This is a genomic window from Acidicapsa borealis, from assembly GCF_059115245.1.
The window spans coordinates 3,509,408-3,531,870 of record NZ_JCACNY010000001.1 but is presented as its reverse complement, the minus strand read 5'-3'; the positions used below and the strand labels follow the sequence as shown (position 1 = coordinate 3,531,870).

Sequence of the window (22,463 nt, the reverse complement as noted above, 5' to 3'; positions counted from 1 at the left end):
TAATAGCCACCTGGAGCCATTTCGGCTCTCTTCTGGGCATTCTGCCCCACCTCCTTACATCGGTCGGTCCCGAGGACGTTCCCGCGGCCTCAGGACCTCACCATCCTGGTTCCGTTGCACATGTAAGAAGGTAGACTGCCAGCCATCTTACCCTCGGTAGGCGTGAGCGCTCCTTTAGCGAACAGGATTTATTTCCCTGAGCCCGATATTCTTTCCCAAAATTGAACGGCCCGTATACTAGATACAGAGACTTCATGACCGACTCCCAGCAAAATCCCGATAACCTCGTTCGACTTGAGGGCTACACATCTGATCCCAACGTGCTGACCTCCACGGCGATGTTCCCCCTGTTCGGGCTGGATGTGGCGGCGCTGACGGAAATTTTCAGCGGGTTGGGAGAGAAGGCGTACCGCGGGCGGCAGCTTGCGGATGCCTTGTATAAGCAGCGGGTGCGGAGCCTGGACGAGGTGACGACGCTGCCGCAAGCTTTACGCGACCGGCTAAATGCTGAGGGCTGGCATGTGGGCCGGCCGCATATTGCTGAAAGCTTTCGCAGCGTGGATGGAACGGAGCGATACCTCATCCAAACTGGCTTACAGACGGTCGAGACGGTCTGGATGCCGGAGGGCGATGACGGCGCGGAATTCAGTGATGACGACGTGGAAGTACCGGCTACGGCGGGTTGGAAGCGGGCGACGATCTGTGTTTCCAGCCAGATCGGGTGCGCGGTGAATTGCCAGTTCTGTCTGACGGCTAAGCTTGGCCTTCAGCGGAATCTGACGCCTGGGGAGATTGCCGGGCAGGTGGTGGCAGTGCTCGCGCGGCACAAAGTCGAGTTGAACAAAAGCCGGGTAAACCTGGTGTTCATGGGTATGGGCGAGCCGTTCCTGAATTACGACAATTTCATGGCTGCGGTTCGGTTGCTCATGGATGAAGTGGGGATTGCGGCGCCGCGGATGACGGTTTCTACATCAGGGATCGTGCCGGGAATCTTGAAGTTTGCGCAGGAGAAGATCAGGCCGAAGCTGGCGATCAGTCTCAATGCGCCGAATGACGATGTGCGAGAAGCGATTATGCCTGTGAACCGCAAATGGAATATTGCGGCGGTGCTGGACGCTGTGCGGACAATTCCATTCAAGACGCGGGAGCGGGTTACGTTCGAGTACGTGATGCTGGGTGGAGTCACCGACCAGCCTGAGCATGCGGACGAGGTCATCGAGCTCGTGAGGCGGTCAAATCTGCCGGCGATGGTGAATCTGATTGCCTGGAATCCGGGGCCGGGGATTGAGTACAACAGTCCAACCACCGATTCGGTCGCGGCGTTTCAGAAACGGCTGATTGCGGCGGGGATTCAGACCTACATTCGCCGACCTCGCGGGAGGGATATCTACGCGGCCTGCGGACAATTGAAGCGGACGACTGAAGGTACTGCGTTGGCCAGTTGAAGTATGAGGATTGAGAGCCCAGGTCTGCAGTGAGCAGCCTGGGCTTTTCTGCTTTTTAGCTCACTTAGTGGGTGGTTCGATGGGCTTTACACTGCCGCAATCAGCACTCTTGAAAGTTGAGGTGGATTCGATGGTCCACTCGACCGGGCGAGGATTGGGGCCAGCCTGGAGATTTCCCTTGAAGTGGACCTTGCTCTTGGCATGATCCGGGTCATCCCAGGTGGCTTCGATGGTGCCGGAACCGCTCATCGGTCCGGCGCATGTCATGACCGCGCTCATGCTGTGGTCTGTCTTTTCCACGTTGGAAATCTGGCAGCCTGCGCGCGTCTGAGCCATCGGAGAGCCAAATTTGTCGATCATTGCCTGCGTGACGCAGACCTGAGTGGTACGGGGCGCTCCGCCACCAAAAGCGCCTACCGGGGGCGGTCCGCCACCTGGCATGGGTGATTGTTGCCAGGTCATGTTGCTTGTTACATCCCAAAGACCGGGTTTGCGGGACTGAGCCCAGACGACGATGGTGGCAGAGAGCACGCAGACGATGGCTGCGGCAATGGCGAGATTGCGGGGAATGCGCATGGGTTCTCCAGAGTGAGCTTTGGATTTTGCCGCGAGCGGGGGCGGGAAAGTCCAGCGGCACAACTCTAAGGGATGGGGGGGAGGGGTGGGAAAGGGAATTGTGAGTCCGGCCCTACCTCAGCGGACCGGCTGAGGGATGCGGCCTACGAGTTTGCCGAGTTCCATGAGGGCGGCGGTAACGCGGTCGCTGGCGTGGCGCAATACATCCCCCTCGCTCAGGAAATTGCCTACGATGCATTTCACTCCAAGGGATTCGACACGATCGACGTCAGGAGCGATAGGAACTGCGCCTTCGGCGGCGTAGCGGAGGAGCATCTCGGGGGACACAGGTGCGGTGTTGAGGATGGCGTAATCGAAGACCGGCGCTCCGGTGTGCTCGTAGATGCGCTCGATGTGCTGGGAGGCACTGAGGCCGAGGCTTTCGTTGGCCTGGGTCATCAGGTTGCAGACGAAGACGCGTAGACCGTGGGCGGCAGCGAGGGCCTCGGGGATGCCGCGGACGAGCAGATTGGTAATCAGCGAGGTATAGAGCGATCCAGGGCCTACGGTGATCAAATCCGCGCGTTCGATGGCTTCGAGCGTCTCTGGAAGTGGGGCTGCGTCAGGCGGGTCGAGCATGAGCTCGACAATGCGCCGTTTGCTGGCGCTGATGTTGGTCTCGCCGCGTACCAGGGTGCCGTCATCCATGCTGGCGACGAGAGTGGCATTGGCGGTGGTCACGGGATAGATGCGGCCGCGGGTATTCAGAATTTTGGATGCAAGCTGGATGGCCTGACCGAAGTCGCCGGTGATCTCTGTCAATGCAGCAACAAAGAGGTTGCCGAAGTTGTGGCCTTCGATATCGCCGCCGGAGCGGAAGCGATGACGAAACAGCTGGGCAAGCAGATCCTCTTCTTCGCTGAGGGCAACCATGCAGTTGCGCAGGTCCCCGGGCGGGAGCATGTTGAAGCCCTTGCGAAGCCGGCCAGAGGAGCCGCCATCATCGGTGACCGTGACCAGGGCGGCCAGGTCTGTGATGAGGCAGGGCTCGCAGTCGGAATTGAGAATACCGGGAACCGCGACGTGCCGGCGCAGGCCGCGGAGCAGCGTAGAAAGCCCGGTGCCTCCGCCAATGGCTACAACGCGAAGGGGGACCGGGCTTGGATTGGAACTGGGCAAATTGACTTCTTTCGTGGCCTGTATTCGCTCGGGGAGCTCAATAGCCAGAGGTATCCCGGGACGTGCCTACGGAGCTTCAGGATACAGCAGTTCGGTGAAGCGGGGATCATCCTGCATGGCCTGGAAGTCGGTGTCCGTGCGGGCCTGGAGGCGGTTCCTGGGGTTCTGCTCAATCGACAGCGCGAGATGCTCCAGGCATTCCTCCACCTGACCGGTTATCGCGTCGAGGACCGCTAGACCATAGAGAGCATAGTCCGCGCTGGGAAAGCCGCGCAGGATGGCATTGAACTGCTCCCGGGCTTCCTCGAAGTAGTCGGTGTTGAGCAGGGAGACGGCGTAGTCGTACTGCTCCTCGGGCGTGGCGAAGGTAAGCTTCGATTTACCGAGTTCGCGATGGCAGGCTGTCACGTACATGCGGCAGCGCTCGGCCAATGGAACTGAAGCCGTGCCAATGAGCTTTTCGAAGGCGATGAGCGCCTTATCGAACTTGGCCTGCTGCAGCAGCTGGACTGCTGCCTGATAGTTCTGCAGGAGTGCTGCGTCATGACTCGGCGCTGTTTGCCCACCTGCGAGTGTTACCGGCGGAGTTGCCTTCTTTCGGCTTGACAAGTTTGTTCGGGCCTCGAGCATCATGGTCAGTCGTTGCGCTACAGGTATGTCTTTGCTGCGATACGGTCGTAAATCTGTTTGTAGCTTCAGCCCCTCTTTATACGCACAACCCCGTCTCGCGTCAATGGGCTGTGGTGTGCTCACGGGTGTACAAGCTCATGTAGAGGCTAGATTCTGCTTGGCAATCGGAGCAGCTTCGAAGATTGTGTGAGCGAAAGTGCTCATCGGATGGCCCAGGCAGCGGGTTGAATTGGCATCGAAAGCAATGTAGTACGCTGCCGGCTGGATCGGAAGCGAACCCTGGAGGAAATTGATGAGCGAACCGAAGAAATGTGGCAATCCTGTATGTAGTTGCACTCCGCCCGAGAAAGAGAAGTATTGCAGCGCCTATTGTGAGTCGATGGCAGGCTCGGTAGCAGTTGTGTGTAAATGTGGCCATCCTTCCTGCGGTGGCGAAACGATGAACGCGTAATCTCGCCTTTCTTGCCAGTCGGATAACGACGAGAGCGCCCGGTGAACCGGGCGCTCTTTGTCTGCATGGCCGGAATACCCCGAAACCTTGATCGAAACGAATATCAGGGAATGTCAGGGTGGCTCAAGGCAGTGATTCGGTCGCGGCGTGATAGACCGCGGGATTGAGTGTCGGGTCGTTGTACATCTTGAGCTGGCGATAAAGTTTAAAGCGGCGTTTACCGGCGAGCGTCTCGGACCACAGTGTGCTGAGGCAGGCCGCGAGGTCGGTGCGCTGGGTCAGCAGGATTTCCAAGCGCTCGCGGTTTCGCTCCGCGTGGCCCGCAGGCGCGTCGACTCGCTCGGTTTCCTCGCGCGTATGAAAAATTTTGAGTGCAAGGATGGACAACCGGTCGATGATCAGGCCGGGAGACTCCGAGTGCAGTGGCGCGTCAAGGTTTGGCAGATTTTCAGCGGCAAGGGTTTTCAAGAGAAACTGATCCAGCTGCTCGGAAAGGTCATTGCGGCGCTGGTTGGTTTCGTCGATGCGTCGCTTCACCCGGGCGAGGTCTGAGTCGGTGGCGTCCGGAGTGCGCGCCTGGTCTTCTGTATGCCACAGTTCGAAGTTCGCCAGATGCTGACGCGCGACAAGGGAGATCCATCCGTCCGTGTCCGAAGAGGGCGGGCGCCAAGTTTCAAAAGCTTCGTGGTGCCAACGTTTGGTTAGCTCATCATGCAAGGCTGCAATTTGGGTTATCTCAGGCATGTGTTCTTCAGTGTGCTCGATCTGGTTGATTCTAGTTGCTGCTTGCACTCCGCGTTCGACATTGTGCGGGGTGCCGTGAAGTGTATGTCAGACCCGATGAATCCATGGATTGATGAGCGTGAGGCCTGCATCTTCGAAATGGCGGGTATTACCAGTAGCGAGCGCAGCGTTGGCTGCCAACGCGATGCCAGCAATCATGGTATCGCGCAGTTCCTGAGGTTTGCCCTCCGATTGTCTCGATGCCATGAGACGTGCGGCCTGATCAGCTGCTGCCGCATCGAAGTTCGCAATCCGGAGTTCGATTTTGTGGTTCAAAACGATGTCAAAGGAGGAAATGAGCTGATCACGACGTCTACCGGCCGGCAGAATTTGTAGTCCGAAGCGGACTTCGAGGATAGTTACCGACGTGGTCCAGATGGACGTGCGGGATTGACGATCAAGCCATGCTACGACGCGCGGATCGGGATCAGACTTCATCAACTCTGAGAGGACATTCGTATCCAGAAGGATCATGTATCCGGCTCAAAGATCGAACGTTGGCGGCTTGACGGAGTAGCCATGAAACTCAGGAATGTCCTCTTGGAGCCCGGTGGAGCGGAAAAGTGCAGCAATCTCCGTTCCCAACCCCGTTGAGGCGGGCAGATCGGCTTTCAAAGCATCCCGGAGGATGTCGCGAGCCTCTTCCTCCATGCTTCGCCCATTTCGCGCTGCGCGACGCTGGAGGCGGGCTTTGACTTCCATTTCGAGATTTCTGACCAGCAGCTGGGCCATGGTGGTCTCCGTTGATAGCATGATATCAGCTGTTTCTGGGTCCGGAGACATTTGATGATTCTGGCAGTCAGCGGACGTTATGGTAGAACTATCCACACTTGGCCCAAGTCCTTTGCGAGCTTACGAGGCGACGGCCGGTTGTCATTCTTGTCATATTCCGGGGGAGACTGGATGTCCGATCGCATTGAGCGGTTTCTGTGTGTTGCCAGCTATGAGAAGGGGCAGGATTTTATGCGCCAACTGGCCGATCTGGGCGTGAAGCCGACGCTGCTAACCATGGAGAAATTGAAGAACGAGCCGTGGCCGCGGGAGATTCTGGAGGAAGTGGTCACGATGCCGAGTGGCCTCACAAACCAGCAGATCACGAACACGGTGACATGGCTGGCTCGCGGGCGGAAGTTCGACCGGCTGGCGGCTCTCGATGAATTCGACATGGAACTTGTGGCGCAGCTTCGCGAGCATATGCGGATTCCCGGGATTGGTGTTTCCGCAATTGCCTACTACCGGGACAAGCTGGCCATGCGCACGGCAGCGCGGGAGAAGGGTTTTCTGGTTCCCGAATTCACGCGTGTGCTCAACTACGACGAGCTCCGTGAATACATGCAGAGTGTGCCGGCCCCGTGGCTGCTGAAGCCGCGGTCGGAGGCATCGGCGCTGGGGATCCGGAAGATCCAGGAGCCGGAGGAGTTGTGGCGAGCGCTCGACGAACTGGGCGACCGGCAGAGCTACTTCTTAATGGAGCGCTTTGTGCCGGGGGACATCTTCCACGTTGACTCGATTGTGAGCGAGGGTGAGGTCGTCTTCTCGTCTGTACATCAGTATGGGCGGCCGCCGATGCAGGTGATGCACGATGGCGGCGTATTCACGACGCGAACGGTCGACCGAAAGAGTTCTGACTGGGCCGAGCTAACCGAGCTGAACGCAAAGCTGGCTCCGGCGCTGGGCCTGAAGCGCGGTGTAACTCATGCCGAGTACATCAAGGCCCATGCGGATGGCCGGTTCTATTTCCTGGAGATTGCGGCGCGCGTGGGCGGAGCCTTCATTGTCGATCTGGTGGAGCATTCGACCGGCGTAAACCTGTGGCGTGAGTGGGCCAAGATCGAGGTGGCGCAGTTGCGAGAGGAGGAATATATTCCACCAGCGGCTCGGGAGGACTACGCCGGTAGCGTGTTGTGTCTGGCAAAGGAAGAGCAGCCGGATACCTCAGCCTTCAACGCTCCGGAGATTGTCTACCGCATGAAAAAGCATCATCATGCCGGTCTGATCGTACGTTCCGAACGGCCTGAGCGGGTGGCGGAATTGCTGGAAGAATATTCGCAGGCGTTCCTTGGGCAGTTCATGGCCTCCATGCCTGCGCCAGACCGCCCAACAGCTTAGCTATGGTGTGGGTGCACATTTGAACTGAATTGAGGAGGAGTGCGACCCGAAAAGTGGTGAGCTCGCTGGGATTCGAACCCAGGACCCACGCATTAAAAGTGCGTTGCTCTACCAACTGAGCTACGAGCTCGAAACGCTCACCAACTGAATAAGTCTCCTGGAATCAGTAGGCTTATCAGATTTTCTTGCTTGCCCGAATATTGATCTTGGTCAGAAAGCCATCGAGCGGCCTTTCCATACCAAAACCTCACGGGTTGTGGCCATCAGATCCAGCGCCGTTGAATGACTCATCGGAGAGGGATGGACACACATTGCAGTCATGGCGGTGGTGCTGTGACCCATGATTGCCTGCATCGTCTCTAAGTTTACCCTAGCTACGCCTAAACGAGAAGCCAAGGTCCGTCGAAGGACATGTAGGGCAACGCATTGGTGTTCGCCATCTAGAAACTGCCGATGAGAAATCAGGATGTAGCGGACTGGGTCTGCGTGGGGCTGGCCATGCTTCGATTTGTTTGCGTTGGGGTATTCATCCCGCCTGGACCGGTTGCAGAGTGGAAGTTCACCTGGTCGGCTGAGGGCAGTGGAACACGAGCTCCACTGCTATCAATCTCGTTTGACTCCACGTAGAACTTGACGAGAGTCGTGCTTCCGAAGCTGGTGGTGATTGCGACATCGGCAGCGTCGCGGCCGGTAGCCATGAGGACGCGACCGAAGCGCGGATAGTTATGGCGCGCGTCGAGATCGACCCACCGGCCATCGAGAAAGACCTGGTACCAAGCACTGAAGTCGCCTGGACCGCTGAACGGCTGACGAATATCCCCAATGTAGCCAGTGACGTACCGTGCGGGAATGTTCATGCAACGGGACAGGGTGATGGCGAGGTGTTGGAAGTCGCGGCACACTCCAACTCGCTCGATAAAGACATCCGTCGAGGTCTTGGTAGGACGGGCGGCGTTGTAGTTGAAAGTGACGCTGTCGTGCACCCAGTCGCGGATTGCGATGGCGCGCTCCCAACCGGCTTTGGTCCCGCCGAACTGGTTCTGAGCGATAGCGCCGAATTGATCAACCTCGCAATAGCGGCTGGGGAGGAGGAATTGAAGCACGTCCGACGGAAGATCCTCGATTGGGATTTGCTGCGCATCGGGATAGAGAACGTCCGGAAAAGGATCCGCCTCGATGACATTGGAGCCTGAGAGTCTCAAGTGACCTGCGGGCGAGACGAAGCGGGTACAGCGATTCCCGAAGGAATCGATATATTCGGAGGTCGGAACGACCGTGTTGGGAGGTGTGGGGACACCCAGTGACTCAACCAGGAGTTCGTTTCCTGAAAGTAGGCGTGGCTCCAGTGAAGGATGAAGATGGAGAAGTGCCACCACGGCGGTCGGAGCGGGCAGAGTAAATTCGATGTTGAATTCAGACAGTATGAGCATGGTCTTCCAGAATTGCGTCAGATAATTCCTTGGATGCGCGCGAGCGTGCAGGAGTGGGTCCGGTCAGAGTGTTGATTGGCGCGAATGCGAGCGAAACAACACAATGTGCACGAAAGAGCAATTTCCAGCCAAGGAAGTGGCTTCTGTCGCGACACAAATGAAAGGGCAACGTATAGGATCAAGAAACAAATGGGTATCCAAGTCGAGTTGCGCCACCGCAGTCAATATGTGTACAGCAAAGCCGTTTCGCTCGGGCCGCAAGTCATCCAGTTGCGGCCTGCGCCCCATGTTCGCACCGCGATTTTGAAGTATTCGCTCGACGTGAAGCCGGCCGACCACGTCCTGAACTGGCTGTTCGATCCGCTTGGCAATCATGTCGCACGGGTGATTTTCCCGAGCAAGACCGCTGACTTCACGGTTGATGTGAGCCTGGTTGTGGATCTTGCCCCGTTCAATCCATTCGGCTTTCTACTCGAGCCGACAGCTGAATCTTATCCATTCGCTTACACCACAGACCAGGCCATCAATCTGGGCCCATACCTTTATGCGCAACCGGCTGGGCCGCTGCTCGCTGACTTCCTGCGGGGGATCGGTACGGAACGGCAAGGGACCATGAGCTTTCTGGTGGGATTGAACCAGAGGTTGCGAGACCGTGTTGCCTACACAACGCGCATGGAACACGGTGTGCAAACGTGCGAGCAGACTCTCGGGGAAGGCAGTGGATCGTGCCGCGACTCGGCATGGCTGCTGGTGCAAGTACTGCGAAACCTGGGATTTGCTGCTCGATTCGTTTCCGGTTACCTGATCCAACTGGCAGAAGATGAACCGCGGATCGATGCAACGAATGGCCCGCTCGTGGACTCGGCGGATTTGCATGCATGGGCGGAAGTCTTTCTACCGGGTGCGGGCTGGGTTGGGTTCGACCCGACTTCAGGATTGTTAGCAGCGGAAGGGCATATCGCGCTGGCTTGTACGCCGACTCCGCCTGAAGCTGCACCGATCGGCGGCACCGTCGAGCACGCAGGCGTGGAGTTCAACCACGCGATCACCGTAAAACGACTCAATGAGCCTCCCCGGCTGAGCAAGCCCTACAGCGATGAAGAGTGGGGTGCGATTCGGGAAGTTGCGCATGGCATTGACCGTGACATCGTGGCACAGGACATTCGCTTGACGATGGGCGGCGAACCTACGTATGTCGGGATCGACAATCCCGAAGACGGCGAATGGAATCTCGATGCTATGGGGCCAAGTAAGCGAAGCCGTGGCCTGGCGCTGATTCGGAACCTGCGGGAGAGAACGGCTCCCGGGGGATTGATGCATTTCGGGCAAGGGAAGTGGTATCCGGGTGAGCCTCTCCCTCGTTGGGCTTTTCATTGCATTTCAAGGTTGGACGGGGTTCCTGTCTGGGAAAACGGAGACCTGATAGCGCGCGAAGAGCATGAGTCGCATTTTGGAGTAAACGACAGTCTTGCCTTTGTAAAGGCTTTAGCAAACCGCCTCCAGGTGAGCTCAACCAACGTGCTGGCCGCATTTGATTCGATAGAGGACGTGCCGGACCAGCCGGTGGGATATGTGCTGCCGCTGCGTCGCCGCCAGGCAGAAGGGCAACTTTTCTGGTCGAGCCAGTTGTGGTTTCCAAGGCCAGATCCACTCGTGCTCTCAGGTGGAGACTCTCCAATCGGCTACCGAATTCCCGTTGACATGATGCCGTTCGTCGCGCCGGATGATTTGACGTACGAGCGCGACGAAGCAGAGTTGGTCAAGCTTCCCTCTTCTCCGCAACGGCGGACGGATCTCTTTGGAGTTGAAGCAACGCCAGACCCGCTTCCACCGCTTTCCAGTACGGCGGAATCGGCGACGGTATTGATCAGGCCTTCGCTGTGCGTCCAAGTCCGCGAGGGGCGCCTGTGTGTGTTCCTGCCTTTTGTGCCAGTGCTGGCAGACTACCTTGATCTGATTGCGGCGGTCGAAGACACATGCGTATACCTGAAGCACGCAATCTGGATTGAAGGCTACACACCGCCAGCAGATCTACGTATTCGCTCTTTCAGTTTGACGCCGGATCCTGGAGTGCTGGAGGTGAACCTACCGCCCACAGACAACTGGGATGACCTTGAAGAATTGAATACCGTCCTGGCGGAGGAAGCTCATAAAAACCGTTTGATTGCCGGAAAATTTGCTTACGACGGCAGTCATCTGGCGACAGGGGGCGGAAGCCACATTGTTCTTGGTGCGGCTACTCCCTTGGATAGCCCGATTCTTCGGCGGCCAGATCTCCTTCGCAGCATGGTCGCGTTCTGGCAGAATCACCCATCGCTGTCCTACCTGTTTTCAGGGATGTACGTCGGTCCCACGAGTCAGTATCCTCGCGTGGATGAAGCGCGTGTCGATGCGCTCTATGAACTGGAGGTCTCTTTCGGGCAGATGCCTAAAGATGGTTGTCCTCCTCACATTCTGGACGGCCTGTTCCGAAATCTCCTGGTGGATGTCACCGGCAACACTCATCGCGCAGAGTTCTGCATTGACAAACTGTTCCCACCGGAGAATCAGGGGCTGCCTCTCGGACTGCTTGAACTGCGGGCGTTCGAAATGCCTCCGCATCATCGCATGGGGTTGGTGGAAATGCTGTTGGTTCGGGCTCTTGTTTGCATGTTCTGGAAGCAGCCATTTGAGGGCTCATTGAAGCGTTGGGGCACCTCACTCCACGACCGATTCATGCTGCCGCACTTTGTCAGAAAAGACTTCGACGAAGTCCTGGGCGAGTTGCGCCAGGCGGGATACATGCTGGAGCCGCAGTGGTTTCGTTCGCATCTTGATTTTCGCTTTCCGAAGATTGGTTCGGTCACCGCGAATGGGGTGGAGCTAGAACTACGACAGGCGCTGGAGCCCTGGAATGTGCTCGCGGAAGAAACGAACTCAGGCCGCACGGGCCGCAGCGTGGACTCATCGCTGGAACGTATGCAGGTGAAGGTCACTGGCTTGACGGAAGGGTCTCGCTATCAGATCGCGTGCAATGAACGCAGAATCCCGTTGGTTGCCACGGGAGAGCCCGGCGAGGCGGTTGCAGGCCTGCGGTATCGCGCGCGCCGGCTGTATGCGGCGCTGCATCCTACGATTCCAGTGCACACGCCTCTTACGTTTGACCTGATTGATACCTGGAAAGACCGTTCCATCGCCCGCTGCACCTACTACGCCGGTCCGCCGGATGGCACTGTGTACACGAAGCGGCCAGCGGATGCCGCCGAAGCGAAGGAGCGGCGACTGCGGAGATTTGTCGCTTCGCCGCCTCCAGATGCGCCAATGTATGCTCCGGAGCCAGAGGATAATCCGGAGTTTCCAATGACGCTTGATATGCGGTGGACCGGGCTGAACAGCAATGATCAGAGGCGCTCAGAGGGAAGATGATCGTTGACCTCTATCAATCCGAGCTCCGTTATGGTGCAACCTACGAGGAGTCATCTGCCGACGGTGTGAACCCTCGTGCGCACTGGTTGCCGCTCATGGAGTCGTTGAGAGAGATTGGCCCGGAGGAGATCGCCAGGCGTTGGTCGCTTGCTGAGCGGCGCATTCGCGAGAACGGCATCACGTACAACATTTACGGCGACTCATTGGGAGCAAACAGGCCTTGGAGCACGGACATCGTCCCGCTGCTGATCTCGGCCAAAGAGTGGCGCTTTATCGAAGCAGGAGTCGTCCAGAGAGCCGAGTTGCTGAGCAGGCTGTTGGAAGATCTGTATGGTTCCCAGCAATTGCTGAAGGATGGGCATTTCCCCGCCGCATTGCTGTACGGGAATCCGGCATTCCTCCGGCCCATGGTGGGGGTGAAAGTACCTCCTCGAAGCTATCTCCATATGCTTGCGGTGGATCTGGCGCGGTCACCGGATGGGCAGTGGTGGGTTCTGGCAGATCGCACGCAGGCGCCTTCTGGCAGCGGATATGCACTGGAAAATCGGACGATAGTGGCGGACTTGTTGCCGGAGCTTTTTCGGACATCGAACGTGTTGCGATTGGCGCCGTTCTTTCGTGCACAGCGAGACGCTCTTATCGCAATGGCAGGAATTCCGAATCCTCGGCTGGTGCTTCTCACGCCGGGGCCGCACAACGAGACGTACTTTGAACACTCCTACCTGGCGAAGTATCTCAGCATCACCCTGGTGGAAGGTGCGGATCTGACGGTGCGCGAGCGTCGTGTTTATCTGAAGACAGTGGATGGTCTGGAGCAGGTGGACGTGATTCTGCGGCGCGTTGACGACGGATTTTGCGATCCGCTTGAATTACGTAGCGACTCTCTCCTCGGGGTGGCTGGGCTAGTGGATGCGATCGTAGCCGGCAACGTGACAGTCGCAAATGCCCTCGGAAGCGGATTGATCGAATCTGCCGCCATCATGCCGTTTCTGCCTGGTCTCGCGAGGCATCTGTTGGGGGAAGAGCTGAAACTGCCCTCCGTTGCTACCTGGTGGTGCGGACAAGCCGACGCTCTCAATTGGGTACTGAATCATCTGGACTCAGTGGTTGTGAAGCCAGCGTTTCCGCTTCGAGGTATGGAACCCGTGTTTGGTTCCGAGCTGCCCGAGTCCGAGCGCGCTGAGTTCATCAACCGGCTAAGCGCTTTTCCGCACGAGTACGTAGCCCAGGAGCAAGTCGCGCTCTCCACTGCGCCGGTGTGGGAGAACAATGGTCTGAAGTCGCGCAGTATCGTATTGCGCACCTATGTGTTGAATACACCAAGTGGCTGGGTGACGATTCCGGGAGGCCTGGTACGTGTCGCAGAGGCCGAGGGATCGGTCGTGTCGATGCAGCGCGGCGGCCACAGCAAGGACGCATGGGTGCTGTGGGATGAGCCTATCGATACCTTCAGCATGCTGCGACCGAAGACCGAGCCGGTCGAACTGCGAAGAGTCTCGCGCGTGGTGCCAAGTAGTGTCGCGGACAATACCTTTTGGCTCGGACGATATGTGGAGCGCGCTGAAAATATCGCACGCATTTTGCGATCCATGGCTGGACGCGTTCGGCATGGCGAAGACTCCGAACTCACGAGCCTTATGCAACTGCATAGCTGCCTCGGTACAAACCAAAGCAAGTTACCGAAGAGTAGACGTAGGCCACTCACCTACGCAGTGCTGGAAAAAGAGATGCTTTCCATGCTGACCGATAGCAAGCGTTCAGAAAGCCTGCCCGCGACGCTGGCTGAGGTTGCGCGCATCGGAGGTAATGTTCGAGAGCGGCTCTCAGCAGACATGATGGTGTTGCTGGGGCAATTGAGGGATGTTATGCATGCGCCGAAGCGAGCCACCCTCTCAGAATATTCAGCATTGCTGACCGACTGCCTTGAGTTACTCTCCGCTTTCTCAGGCATGGAGCGCGAGAACGTAAATAGAGGCTCGGGCTGGCTCTTCATGAGTATAGGAAGAAGGTTGGAGAGAGCTGTTTACCTCACCAGGCAGCTGCGAGTTATTACGAAAGGTATCGCTCCCGAAAACTGGGGATTCCTGGAGTTGCTGTTGGGGGTAGCTGATAGTTCTGTCACATACAGAACGAGGTATTACACAACGCTGCAACCACTCGCGGTACTCGATGTCTTGATGGCCGATGAGACGAATCCGCGCTCCTTGGATTTCCAATTGGAACATCTGGCGGAGCTGTACGAAAAGCTGCCGCGCCATGATCCATCCGATTTGAAAACCATGGAGGATGCACTTCGATCTCTTCGCAAAATGGACCTGCAGGCAATGGAATATCTGCCATCAGGGAAGTCGACGCGACACGCAGGGGGGCTGCCGCAACTCGACAGCTATCTTGCTGAACTTGAACGGCTGCTTCCGTCGTGGTCCAATAATTTGTCAAGTCGATATTTCAGTCACGCGCGTACATTGCCAGTCACGATGGGGCAGTAAGGAAGTTAGATGATTTATCGAATCAGTCATCGGACAACATATAAGTACGTCCATCCAGTGTCTGTGGGTAATCATGTAGCGTGCTTGACGCCGCGCTCCTATACACATAATCGGGTTCTGTATTCCGACTTACGCATCTCTCCAGCTCCAATCACCCGAACCGAACGCGTGGACTACTTTGGAAACCTGCTTTGCTTTTTTACGTTGTCCGAACCGCATAGGGAACTGGTCGTCGAGGCAACAAGCGAAGTAGAAAGATCGTATGACTGCGAGACGGTGTATGGCGTTTCAGAGCGGCGTTCCCAAGCGTGGGAGCAATCGACGCTTGCTCTAGCGAACGATCACAGTCCCGCGGGCCTTGAAGCGTATCAGTATCAGTTTGAATCGCCTCGTATCCGCATTCGCCCCGAATTTGCCGCTTATGCGCTGGGGTCGTTTACCCCGCGCCGTCCGATGGGCGAGGCGTTGATGGAGTTAACGACCCGCATCTACCAGGACTTCAAATTTGATTCGAACGTGACAACTGTTCGCACCCCGACAGAGGACGTATTCAAGAAGCGGCGTGGCGTTTGTCAGGATTTCGCTCACGTCCAGATTGCATGTCTGCGATCCATCGGTATCGCAGCGCGGTATGTGAGTGGGTACCTTCGAACGTACCCGCCGCCCGGAGCAGCAAGACTAGTCGGCGCAGATGCATCGCATGCCTGGGTTTCCGCGTATAGCCGTGATCTCGGATGGCTGGATGTCGACCCGACCAATAATGTACAGCCCACAGACGGGCACGTAACGCTCGCGTGGGGAAGGGACTACGGCGACGTCAGCCCGCTCCGCGGTCTCATCCTGGGGGGAGGAAACCATCTGTTGAAAGTAGAAGTGGACATGGAGCCAATCGAGACTCCTCGAGCTGTGGAGCATCCGATGACGTCCACCGTTTAGTGCACTCGAAGACTGTTTATTTCATTCGATCAGGCTCTAGGTCGCTTCCACTCAGAGCGAGAGAGGTTGCATTTCGAAATCTCGCACCAACCCGCGCATTCTATTGCACGAGAGCACCAGACTTGCTATCTCAAAACGCGATGCGCGATGGTACTGTACAGCATGAAAAACCTTCATTGCGTGTCCGGCGGGCTACTGGAAGCGTGGACAGGGGCTCGGGTAACAAAATAACAGTACCAGAGTAACCGACAAGGTGTTATCGTTTCGGTAATAGGTCAGTCCAAAAATCAAACCGGACGCCTGGATGAGCAGCCCCGGGATATGAGGATTGGACAAGCAGAAATAGTGATTTCTGTTCCGGTTGCGATTCGTCGTACGATTTGGGCATGCACCGGTTGAATATGGTTTGAGTTCCATGAAGCAGCAACGGAGACTCGCAGGTGGGTATGACCGATCCCAAATTGCCGAACGACTCGGGTGAAGCGACGACGCCGGACGATGTGGCGACCCTTTATTCGTGGGCCAATTTACATGGGGCGAAATATCGGGATTTCTCTGCCTCCCGGGCTCAGGCCAGGGAAGAGGCCCGGCTGAGGGTAGAAGAGGCCGAAGCTGCGGAGCGCAAACGCCAGGAAGAAGAGGCCGAGCGCAAGGCGCAGGAAGAGACGCAGATCGCGGCTCGTCTGGCCGCCGAAGCCGCGGAGGCCGCGCGCCAGGCCGAGGCGGAGCGGATCGCGGAGATTGCGCGTCAGGCCGAAGCGGAGCGCCAGGCAGTGTTGGCAGCACAGGAAGCCCAGCGGCAAGCGGCATTGCAACGATCCTGGCAGCCTGCTGCTCCGGAAGCTTATCAGGTTGATTACTCGAGCTCCTTTGCGGGCCATGGGATGCCCGTCGAGGAGCCGGCTCATCCGGTTGCCAATTTTGAGGTGGAGAACGTACTGGCCGACAGGTACGAGGTTCGTCCACAGTACCCCGCGAATACCAGCGAACGGGGGGTGTCTCCGTCGCAGTATTTTCCGGAGGCTCCCGCAACTCGGCCTGTGCAACCGCCAGCGGCGCAGCGTCCCGCGACGTCAGTTCGTCCGGGTGGCCAGACCTTTCCGAATTCGCCCTACCCGCCCCTGGGATCTGCTCAGGTTAGCAACGCAGCTGGCGCGGGCTTCACCAGTCCGCCGGCTTCTGCCTCGTATCCCGATGATTCCGACCAGGGAAAGGGGCAGCCATCCTATCCGGGGACCAGCTATCAGCCGGAGTTTCCCGCCAATCCATATCCGTCCTCTTCGCAACAACAGTTTTCCGGTTCGCCATGGTCCATGCCCGACCCGCGTGAGTCGCAGGAGATGGCTTCCCGTCCGGCTTGGCTGGCTCCGGAGCCGCAGGAAGCACAGCCGGTCCCGTCTGCTCCCCGGATTCCTCAATCGCAGCGGCCGGCCCCTCCAGCTGTGCCGGTGCAGGCACCGAAGCAACCTTTCTTTCAATCAACAGCTCAATCCACGTTTCAAGCTCCACCTCAGCCTTCATTTCAGCCCCCGGTGCATCAACAGGCGCCGCCTCCTGCTCCAGCCCTTCAACCGCAGAACTCCTCGCCTTATGGGCCGGGGATCGGCCCGTCGTACGCTGTGAATCCGGGACACATGCCCGCGAATCCGGCTCCGATGGAAGATGCGCTGACGAGTTCGCGGGAGCGGGCAGCCAACCGCTGGTATGCGCTGAAAAGCGTCTTTGACCCGCAGGCAGCTCCCGTCGAGCAGCAGCCCCAGCAGCCTCCTGCGCGTGTACCGGTGTTGGCTGTCTTCTCGCTTGCGGGTGGAGTAGGGAAGACCAGCCTGGTGGCTTCTCTGGGACGAGCGCTTTCATCCCGGGGCGAGCGGGTTCTGCTCGTGGATACCGCCGCGTATGGTCTGCTGCCGTTCTTCTTCGGAGCGCGAGATCAGCGGCCAGGACAGCTCAGGACATTTAACCCGCCGGGCGCGAGCGTGGACGCGCCGATCCAGCTTGTGACCTTGGATCCGGAAGCGCCCCCGGCAGAAGCGCAGCAGTTGCCCGTCAATCAAGACCCGAACCAGAGCCTGCAGCAGGTGCTGCACGCGGTGCAAAATCAGGCTGCCCAGAGCCAGGATTGGCTGGCGCAGGAAGTGATGCGCTACAGCCGGGGCGTGAATCGCATCCTCATCGATCTGCCAACAGCCTCAGGCGCGACAACGCGCCGTATCTTGCGCATGGGTCCGGTAGTGTTGGTGCCCTTGGCGCCGGATATGAGCTCTGTCGTGAGCGTGGGCGCAATTGAGTCGTTCTTTCGTCACAACGGGGCGAGCGTGAATGGTAAGCCCATTCTGCCGTACTATGTACTGAATCAATTTGATTATTCACTGCCGCTTCATCTCGACGTGCGGGAGATTCTGCGCGAACAGATCGGGGAACGCTTGCTGCCGTTCGCGTTGCGCCGCAGTCCGGCGGTGAGTGAGGCTCTTGCTGAAGGAATGACCGTGATCGATTACGCTCCAACTGCCTCGGTGGCCGAGGATTACGCGCATCTGGCTGAATGGGTCCGGAGTCTCTCTGCGCCTGCAACGCAAACGTATCGGGGCGTGCGTTGGAGTGAACGATGAGCGTAACGCAGATCTGGCATGACATTGGTGCCGGAGAGACATTTCTCAACAAATTGCTGCGTTTCATTTTCCTGATCGCGGCACTCGTGATGTTCTATTTCTTCGCATCGCTGCCACTGACCTGGCCGCAGCAGGCGGTCTGCGGTCTGCTGACCCTGCTGATGGGTCTGGCACTGGGGCGCACGTCCGAGTCGTACCTCGTGACGCTGACGCTGATGCTGCTGTCGCTCTTCGCGACCTTTCGCTATGGCTTTTGGCGTGTTTCGGGGACGATCGCATTCTTTCAGGACCCCGCCAACCACTGGGGAGCGCTCGATGCGTTCTTCATCATGTCGCTGGTCTTCGCCGAGAGCTACGCATTTGTCATTCTCTTCCTGGGCTTCTTTCAGACCATCTGGCCATTGCGCCGCGCGCCGATGCCTCTCCCAGAGAACACAGAAGAATGGCCGCATATTGATGTCCTGGTCCCGACGTACAACGAGCCGCTCGAAATCGTTCGCTATACCGCTCTTGGAGCACTCAACATTGACTGGCCGACCGACAAGCTGCATGTCTACATCCTCGACGACGGACGGCGCAAGGAGTTCGAGGAATTTGCGTTTCAGGCAGGTGTTGGCTACAAGATCCGTCCGGACAATTTCCATGCCAAGGCAGGCAACATCAACACAGCCCTCAAGAGTCTGACCTCGCCCTACGTGGCCATCTTCGATTGCGATCACGTGCCGACGCGCAGCTTCCTGCAGATGACGATTGGCTGGTTTCTGCGTGACCGCAATCTTGCGATGTTGCAGACGCCTCACCACTTCTATTCGCCGGACCCGTTCGAGCGCAATCTTGGCCAGTTCCATGTCATTCCGAACGAGAACGAACTCTTCTACGGCATCGTGCAGGACGGCAACGACTTCTGGAATGCGACATTCTTCTGCGGCTCTTGCGCAGTACTACGGCGCGAGGCGCTGGATGAGATCGGCGGCATCGCCGTCGAAACAGTGACCGAAGATGCGCATACCTCGCTGCGCATGCAGTCCAACGGCTGGAACACCGCGTACATCAACATCCCGCAGGCTGCCGGCCTCGCGACGGAACGTCTGTCAGCGCACGTCGGCCAGCGCATCCGTTGGGCTCGCGGCATGATCCAGATCCTGCGCACAGACAATCCGCTCTTTGCGCCCAAGCTCGATTTCGCCCAGCGGCTTTGCTACTTCAACGCGATGGCGCACTTTCTGTATCCGCTGCCACGATTGATCTTCCTTACGGCGCCGCTGATCTATTTGCTTCTGTCGCACACCAACGTGCCCGGATATTGGGCTGCGATTCTGGCGTATGCGCTTCCGCATCTCACGCTTTCGAACATCACGAACTCGCGCATCCAGGGGCAGCACCGCCACTCGTTTTGGAACGAAATCTATGAGACGGTCTTGTCGCCGTATATTTTGCTGCCAACCATGCTGGCGCTGATCAACCCCAAACTGGGAAAGTTCAACGTGACGGCCAAGGGCGGCATCGTGAAGCGCAGCTTCTTTGATGTCAAGATTGCGCAACCGTTCCTCGTCCTGCTGTTCTTCAACTTCCTCGGCCTCGTTGTAGCCATTCCGCGATTCTTTATCTGGGACCGTGACAGGCCGGGCACGGTGATCATGAACTGCATTTGGTGCTTCTTCAACATCATTGTGCTGGGCGTGTGTTCGGCGGTTTCGCGGGAGATGCAGCAGTTGCGCGGTCATGTGCGCATCAAGATCGTGACCGAGGTCTTCGTCAAGATGCCCGATGGGCGTTCGCTGCGTGGCGAGACGATCGATATGTCGAGCGGCGGGACAGCGGTACGGATGGATGAGCCAATCGAGATTGAGCCGGGCGCACTGGCTAAGCTTTACTTTCCTACTTCATCGGTGGAGGCCGATTTGCCTGTGACCCTGGTTCTCAGCAATGGCACGACACTGCGCGCCAAGTTCAACGAACTAACCATACCGGAGCAGGAACTGCTGACGGTGCTCTTGTACTCGCGCGCGGACACATGGCTGGGCTGGGGCGAAAGCCGCGAGGTAGATCAGCCGATGAAGAGCCTGGGACGCATCTTCTACCTTTCCTTCCAGGGTCTGAAGATGACCTTCGTAAGCCTGTTCTTCAAGCAGAAAGCGAAAGCCGCGCCCAAGGCCAAAGGCAAGAAGGCTGCAGTCAGCGCAACTCGGGCAGCACACATGCTGCTCTGGATGCTCCTGCCGCTGGGTCTCCTCGCTGCTTTTGCTGGTCGTGCGGCAGCAGCGCAGAACATGGCGCTGCCGCAGTCGGCCACGCCGAAATCTACGGCTGCGCCGATGCCTGCAGGACAGTTTCGCGATACCTTTACGTTGGCCGAGGCAGGATCAGGCACGATCGAGATGCACGGCATCGACAGCCAGAACACGATCTTCTTCACACTCCCGCAAACGCACGTGGTGAAGACTGCAAAGATCCACATCTATTACACGTTCTCTCCGAGCCTGTTGCCCGCGCTGAGCCACATGCAACTGCTGGTCAACGGAACGCTCTTTGCGACGCTGCCGATTCCGCCCGGACAAGTCCCGGGCTCCGCAGGCAAGCAGGAAGAAGCCGATATTTCAATCCCAGCCGAACTCCTGGTACGGAAGAATACGCTGACCATGGAGTTTATCGGTCATTATGTGATGGTCTGCGAAGACCCTTCGAACACGACGCTGTGGGCGCGTGTGGGCACTTCGACATACTTAGACTTTTCAGGCGACGTTCTGCCGCTGAGCGATGACGTAAAGCAGTTGCCGCTTCCGTTTCTGGATACGGAAACGATCTCCTCGCCGAAGATACCGGTGCTCTTCCCGTCTGCTCCTTCGACGAAAGCGATTCAGGCTGCAGGCATCGTAACCTCGTACTTTGGCATGGAGTCCGAGAATCGTCCGGCGCGCTTTCCGACCTACATTGGCGCGGTGCCGGCAGGGAACTCGATCATCATTGCTGAGAATCCCGCGACTCTGCCGGGAGGCCTGAATCTAGGCACGATCACCGGGCCAACCGTGGCGATGAAGCCCAACCCCAGCGATCCGTACAGCAAGGTACTCATCGTTACGGGAGCCGATGCGGACCAATTGTTGATCGCGGCTCAGGCGGTAGCGTTGCATTCGAGCTTTCTCCAAGGCTCGGTCGTGCAGGTAGGGGACACGCTCAAGTTGCCCGACAGCCCAGGCGTAGATGAGGCGCCGCGATGGGCGCGTATTGACGGATCGATTCCCCTATGGGACTACGCCTCCGCGGATTCACTGCAGGGCGACGGTTCAGCGCCTGTCAATGTCTACTTCCGCGTTCCGCCAGACATCTACTACAGCGAGCGCAAGCCCAATGCCGAGCTGAACATGGTTTACCGGTATAACCCAATCCCAATCGGGCCAATCTCGAGCATCCAGGTGCGTGTGAATAATGCGTTCCTCGGATCGCTGCCGTTGACGCCTAGTTCTGAAGCCTCAAAGGTGATGAGCAAGCGGGTTCCGGTGCCGGTCGTCAACCTGCGACCCTTCTCGAACTCGCTCTCCTTCGACTTCACCTTCCAACTGGTGAAGAAGGGCGGTTGCACCGACACCACGCCGATCAACATGCAGGGCGCGATCATGAAGGATACCTTCCTCGATCTGCGCGGCTACGCTCACTATGCGCAGATGCCGAACCTTGAGATCTTCGCCAATGCCGGCTTTCCCTTCACCCGCCGTGCGGATCTGAGTGAGACAACCGTCATCCTGCCGTCCCTGCCGACACCGCAGGAGCTGGAACTGTTCCTTACCCTGATGGGCCACTTCGGCCGCCAGACAGGCATGCCGGTCTTTCGCGTAAAGGTCGATGGTTCAGACGCTATGAAGGCTGGCGCGAATACCGACTTCCTGGTGCTCGGCACGGGCGACGATCAGCCCGGATTCGAAAAGCTGCAGACCAGCCTCCCGGTAAACGTACGCGGCGGCCAGGTCCAGTTGAAAGACACGGAAGGTCTGTTCGGCCTGCCGCACCGGGCCTGGTGGAAGATTCCCGCGCCGGAGCATACAGACTCCGGCGACCTGACTGCCTCTGGAGCTCCTGACTCGGTCATTGAAGGTGCAGAGTCACCCTATCTGGCTGGGCGCAGTGTCGTCGTCATCAACGTGAAGGACGCAGCCACCTACGACAACTTCCTGACCACTTTCCTGAAGGTTCAGCAGGCGAGCGATATCAGCGGCTCCGTTTCGGTACTGCATGGCTCGCTGTTCCAGTCATTCAAGATCGGCAACAGCAAATACTTCATCGGCTCGCTGCCGCTTTGGACCAGGCTGACAAACTGGTTTACGACGGTGCCATGGCTGGCGGCTCTGGGCGCGCTGGGACTCTCCTTTGTTTTGGCGATCTGGGTTCGCATCTGGCTCCGTACGCATGCCCGGAAGCGGCTGCAACTGGACGACAACTAGGGCGTT

Annotated in this window: 14 protein-coding genes and 1 tRNA gene; 7 read left to right on the top strand and 8 right to left on the bottom strand. The window is 58.0% G+C overall.

Annotated elements, in window-relative coordinates; genetic code table 11:
* Nucleotides 1-254: 254 nt before the first annotated feature.
* The gene (gene rlmN, locus AC5S27_RS14485; RefSeq protein ID WP_493935276.1) at nt 255-1,445 is read left to right on the top strand and encodes a dual-specificity RNA methyltransferase RlmN; all 1,191 of its coding nucleotides are present in this window, start codon (nt 255-257) and stop codon (nt 1,443-1,445) included.
* Between the two features lie 60 nt (nt 1,446-1,505).
* Here rlmN and AC5S27_RS14480 read toward each other — a convergent pair whose 3' ends face one another.
* From AC5S27_RS14480 to AC5S27_RS14455, 6 genes are all read right to left on the bottom strand, one after another.
* Nucleotides 1,506-2,021, bottom strand: coding sequence for a DUF3617 domain-containing protein (locus AC5S27_RS14480; protein WP_493935275.1), 516 nt, complete (start codon nt 2,019-2,021; stop codon nt 1,506-1,508).
* A 117-nt stretch (nt 2,022-2,138) separates the two neighbouring features.
* On the bottom strand, nt 2,139-3,179 hold the full coding sequence (locus AC5S27_RS14475) for a gluconeogenesis factor YvcK family protein (protein ID WP_493935274.1): 1,041 nt from the start codon (nt 3,177-3,179) through the stop codon (nt 2,139-2,141).
* 66 nt (nt 3,180-3,245) lie between these two features.
* On the bottom strand, nt 3,246-3,788 hold the full coding sequence (locus AC5S27_RS14470) for a TPR end-of-group domain-containing protein (RefSeq protein ID WP_493935273.1): 543 nt from the start codon (nt 3,786-3,788) through the stop codon (nt 3,246-3,248).
* Nucleotides 3,789-4,383: 595 nt separating this feature from the next.
* Nucleotides 4,384-5,004 (bottom strand): DUF4254 domain-containing protein, encoded by a 621-nt coding sequence (locus AC5S27_RS14465; protein WP_493935272.1) that lies wholly within the window; start codon nt 5,002-5,004, stop codon nt 4,384-4,386.
* Between the two features lie 87 nt (nt 5,005-5,091).
* Nucleotides 5,092-5,517: a PIN domain-containing protein gene (locus tag AC5S27_RS14460; protein ID WP_493935271.1), complete on the bottom strand. Its 426-nt coding sequence runs from the start codon at nt 5,515-5,517 to the stop codon at nt 5,092-5,094.
* 9 nt (nt 5,518-5,526) lie between these two features.
* Nucleotides 5,527-5,775 carry a FitA-like ribbon-helix-helix domain-containing protein gene (locus tag AC5S27_RS14455; protein ID WP_493935270.1) on the bottom strand — a complete coding sequence of 83 codons (249 nt, stop codon included), beginning with the start codon at nt 5,773-5,775 and terminating at the stop codon, nt 5,527-5,529.
* 171 nt (nt 5,776-5,946) lie between these two features.
* On the opposite strand from AC5S27_RS14455, the gene AC5S27_RS14450 reads away from it, so the two are divergent.
* Complete coding sequence (locus AC5S27_RS14450; protein ID WP_493935269.1) at nt 5,947-7,152, top strand: ATP-grasp domain-containing protein; 1,206 nt, start codon at nt 5,947-5,949, stop codon at nt 7,150-7,152.
* A 54-nt stretch (nt 7,153-7,206) separates the two neighbouring features.
* Here AC5S27_RS14450 and AC5S27_RS14445 read toward each other — a convergent pair.
* Nucleotides 7,207-7,282: transfer RNA gene (locus AC5S27_RS14445), tRNA-Lys, on the bottom strand.
* Between the two features lie 331 nt (nt 7,283-7,613).
* Nucleotides 7,614-8,582, bottom strand: a complete 969-nt coding sequence (locus AC5S27_RS14440) for a transglutaminase-like domain-containing protein (protein ID WP_493935268.1) — start codon at nt 8,580-8,582, stop codon at nt 7,614-7,616.
* 189 nt (nt 8,583-8,771) lie between these two features.
* On the opposite strand from AC5S27_RS14440, the gene AC5S27_RS14435 reads away from it, so the two are divergent.
* The 5 genes from AC5S27_RS14435 to bcsA all read left to right on the top strand — a co-directional run bounded on the left by AC5S27_RS14435 (nt 8,772) and on the right by bcsA (nt 22,457).
* Complete coding sequence (locus AC5S27_RS14435) at nt 8,772-11,987, top strand: transglutaminase family protein (protein WP_493935267.1); 3,216 nt, start codon at nt 8,772-8,774, stop codon at nt 11,985-11,987.
* Nucleotides 11,984-14,476 (top strand): circularly permuted type 2 ATP-grasp protein, encoded by a 2,493-nt coding sequence (locus AC5S27_RS14430; RefSeq protein ID WP_493935266.1) that lies wholly within the window; start codon nt 11,984-11,986, stop codon nt 14,474-14,476. The genes AC5S27_RS14435 and AC5S27_RS14430 overlap by 4 nt, the downstream gene beginning before the upstream one ends.
* Before the next feature lie 9 nt (nt 14,477-14,485).
* Entirely contained in the window at nt 14,486-15,412 is a 927-nt protein-coding gene (locus tag AC5S27_RS14425; protein ID WP_493935265.1) for a transglutaminase family protein, read from the top strand.
* A gap of 446 nt (nt 15,413-15,858) precedes the next feature.
* Entirely contained in the window at nt 15,859-18,021 is a 2,163-nt protein-coding gene (locus AC5S27_RS14420) for a cellulose synthase operon protein YhjQ/BcsQ (protein WP_493935264.1), read from the top strand.
* Entirely contained in the window at nt 18,018-22,457 is a 4,440-nt protein-coding gene (gene bcsA / locus AC5S27_RS14415; RefSeq protein WP_493935263.1) for a UDP-forming cellulose synthase catalytic subunit, read from the top strand. Before AC5S27_RS14420 ends, bcsA begins: the two co-directional genes overlap by 4 nt.
* Nucleotides 22,458-22,463 lie beyond the last annotated feature (6 nt).

Excerpts from the sequence above, each read along its gene's own strand:
- rlmN (WP_493935276.1), top strand. The coding sequence starts at position 255 with ATGACCGACTCCCAGCAAAATCCCGATAACCTCGTTCGACTTGAGGGC.
- AC5S27_RS14480 (WP_493935275.1), bottom strand. The coding sequence starts at position 2,021 with ATGCGCATTCCCCGCAATCTCGCCATTGCCGCAGCCATCGTCTGCGTG.
- AC5S27_RS14465 (WP_493935272.1), bottom strand. The coding sequence starts at position 5,004 with ATGCCTGAGATAACCCAAATTGCAGCCTTGCATGATGAGCTAACCAAA.
- AC5S27_RS14460 (WP_493935271.1), bottom strand. The coding sequence starts at position 5,517 with ATGATCCTTCTGGATACGAATGTCCTCTCAGAGTTGATGAAGTCTGAT.
- AC5S27_RS14455 (WP_493935270.1), bottom strand. The coding sequence starts at position 5,775 with ATGGCCCAGCTGCTGGTCAGAAATCTCGAAATGGAAGTCAAAGCCCGC.
- AC5S27_RS14450 (WP_493935269.1), top strand. The coding sequence starts at position 5,947 with ATGTCCGATCGCATTGAGCGGTTTCTGTGTGTTGCCAGCTATGAGAAG.
- AC5S27_RS14440 (WP_493935268.1), bottom strand. The coding sequence starts at position 8,582 with ATGCTCATACTGTCTGAATTCAACATCGAATTTACTCTGCCCGCTCCG.
- AC5S27_RS14435 (WP_493935267.1), top strand. The coding sequence starts at position 8,772 with ATGGGTATCCAAGTCGAGTTGCGCCACCGCAGTCAATATGTGTACAGC.
- AC5S27_RS14430 (WP_493935266.1), top strand. The coding sequence starts at position 11,984 with ATGATCGTTGACCTCTATCAATCCGAGCTCCGTTATGGTGCAACCTAC.
- AC5S27_RS14425 (WP_493935265.1), top strand. The coding sequence starts at position 14,486 with ATGATTTATCGAATCAGTCATCGGACAACATATAAGTACGTCCATCCA.
- AC5S27_RS14420 (WP_493935264.1), top strand. The coding sequence starts at position 15,859 with ATGACCGATCCCAAATTGCCGAACGACTCGGGTGAAGCGACGACGCCG.
- bcsA (WP_493935263.1), top strand. The coding sequence starts at position 18,018 with ATGAGCGTAACGCAGATCTGGCATGACATTGGTGCCGGAGAGACATTT.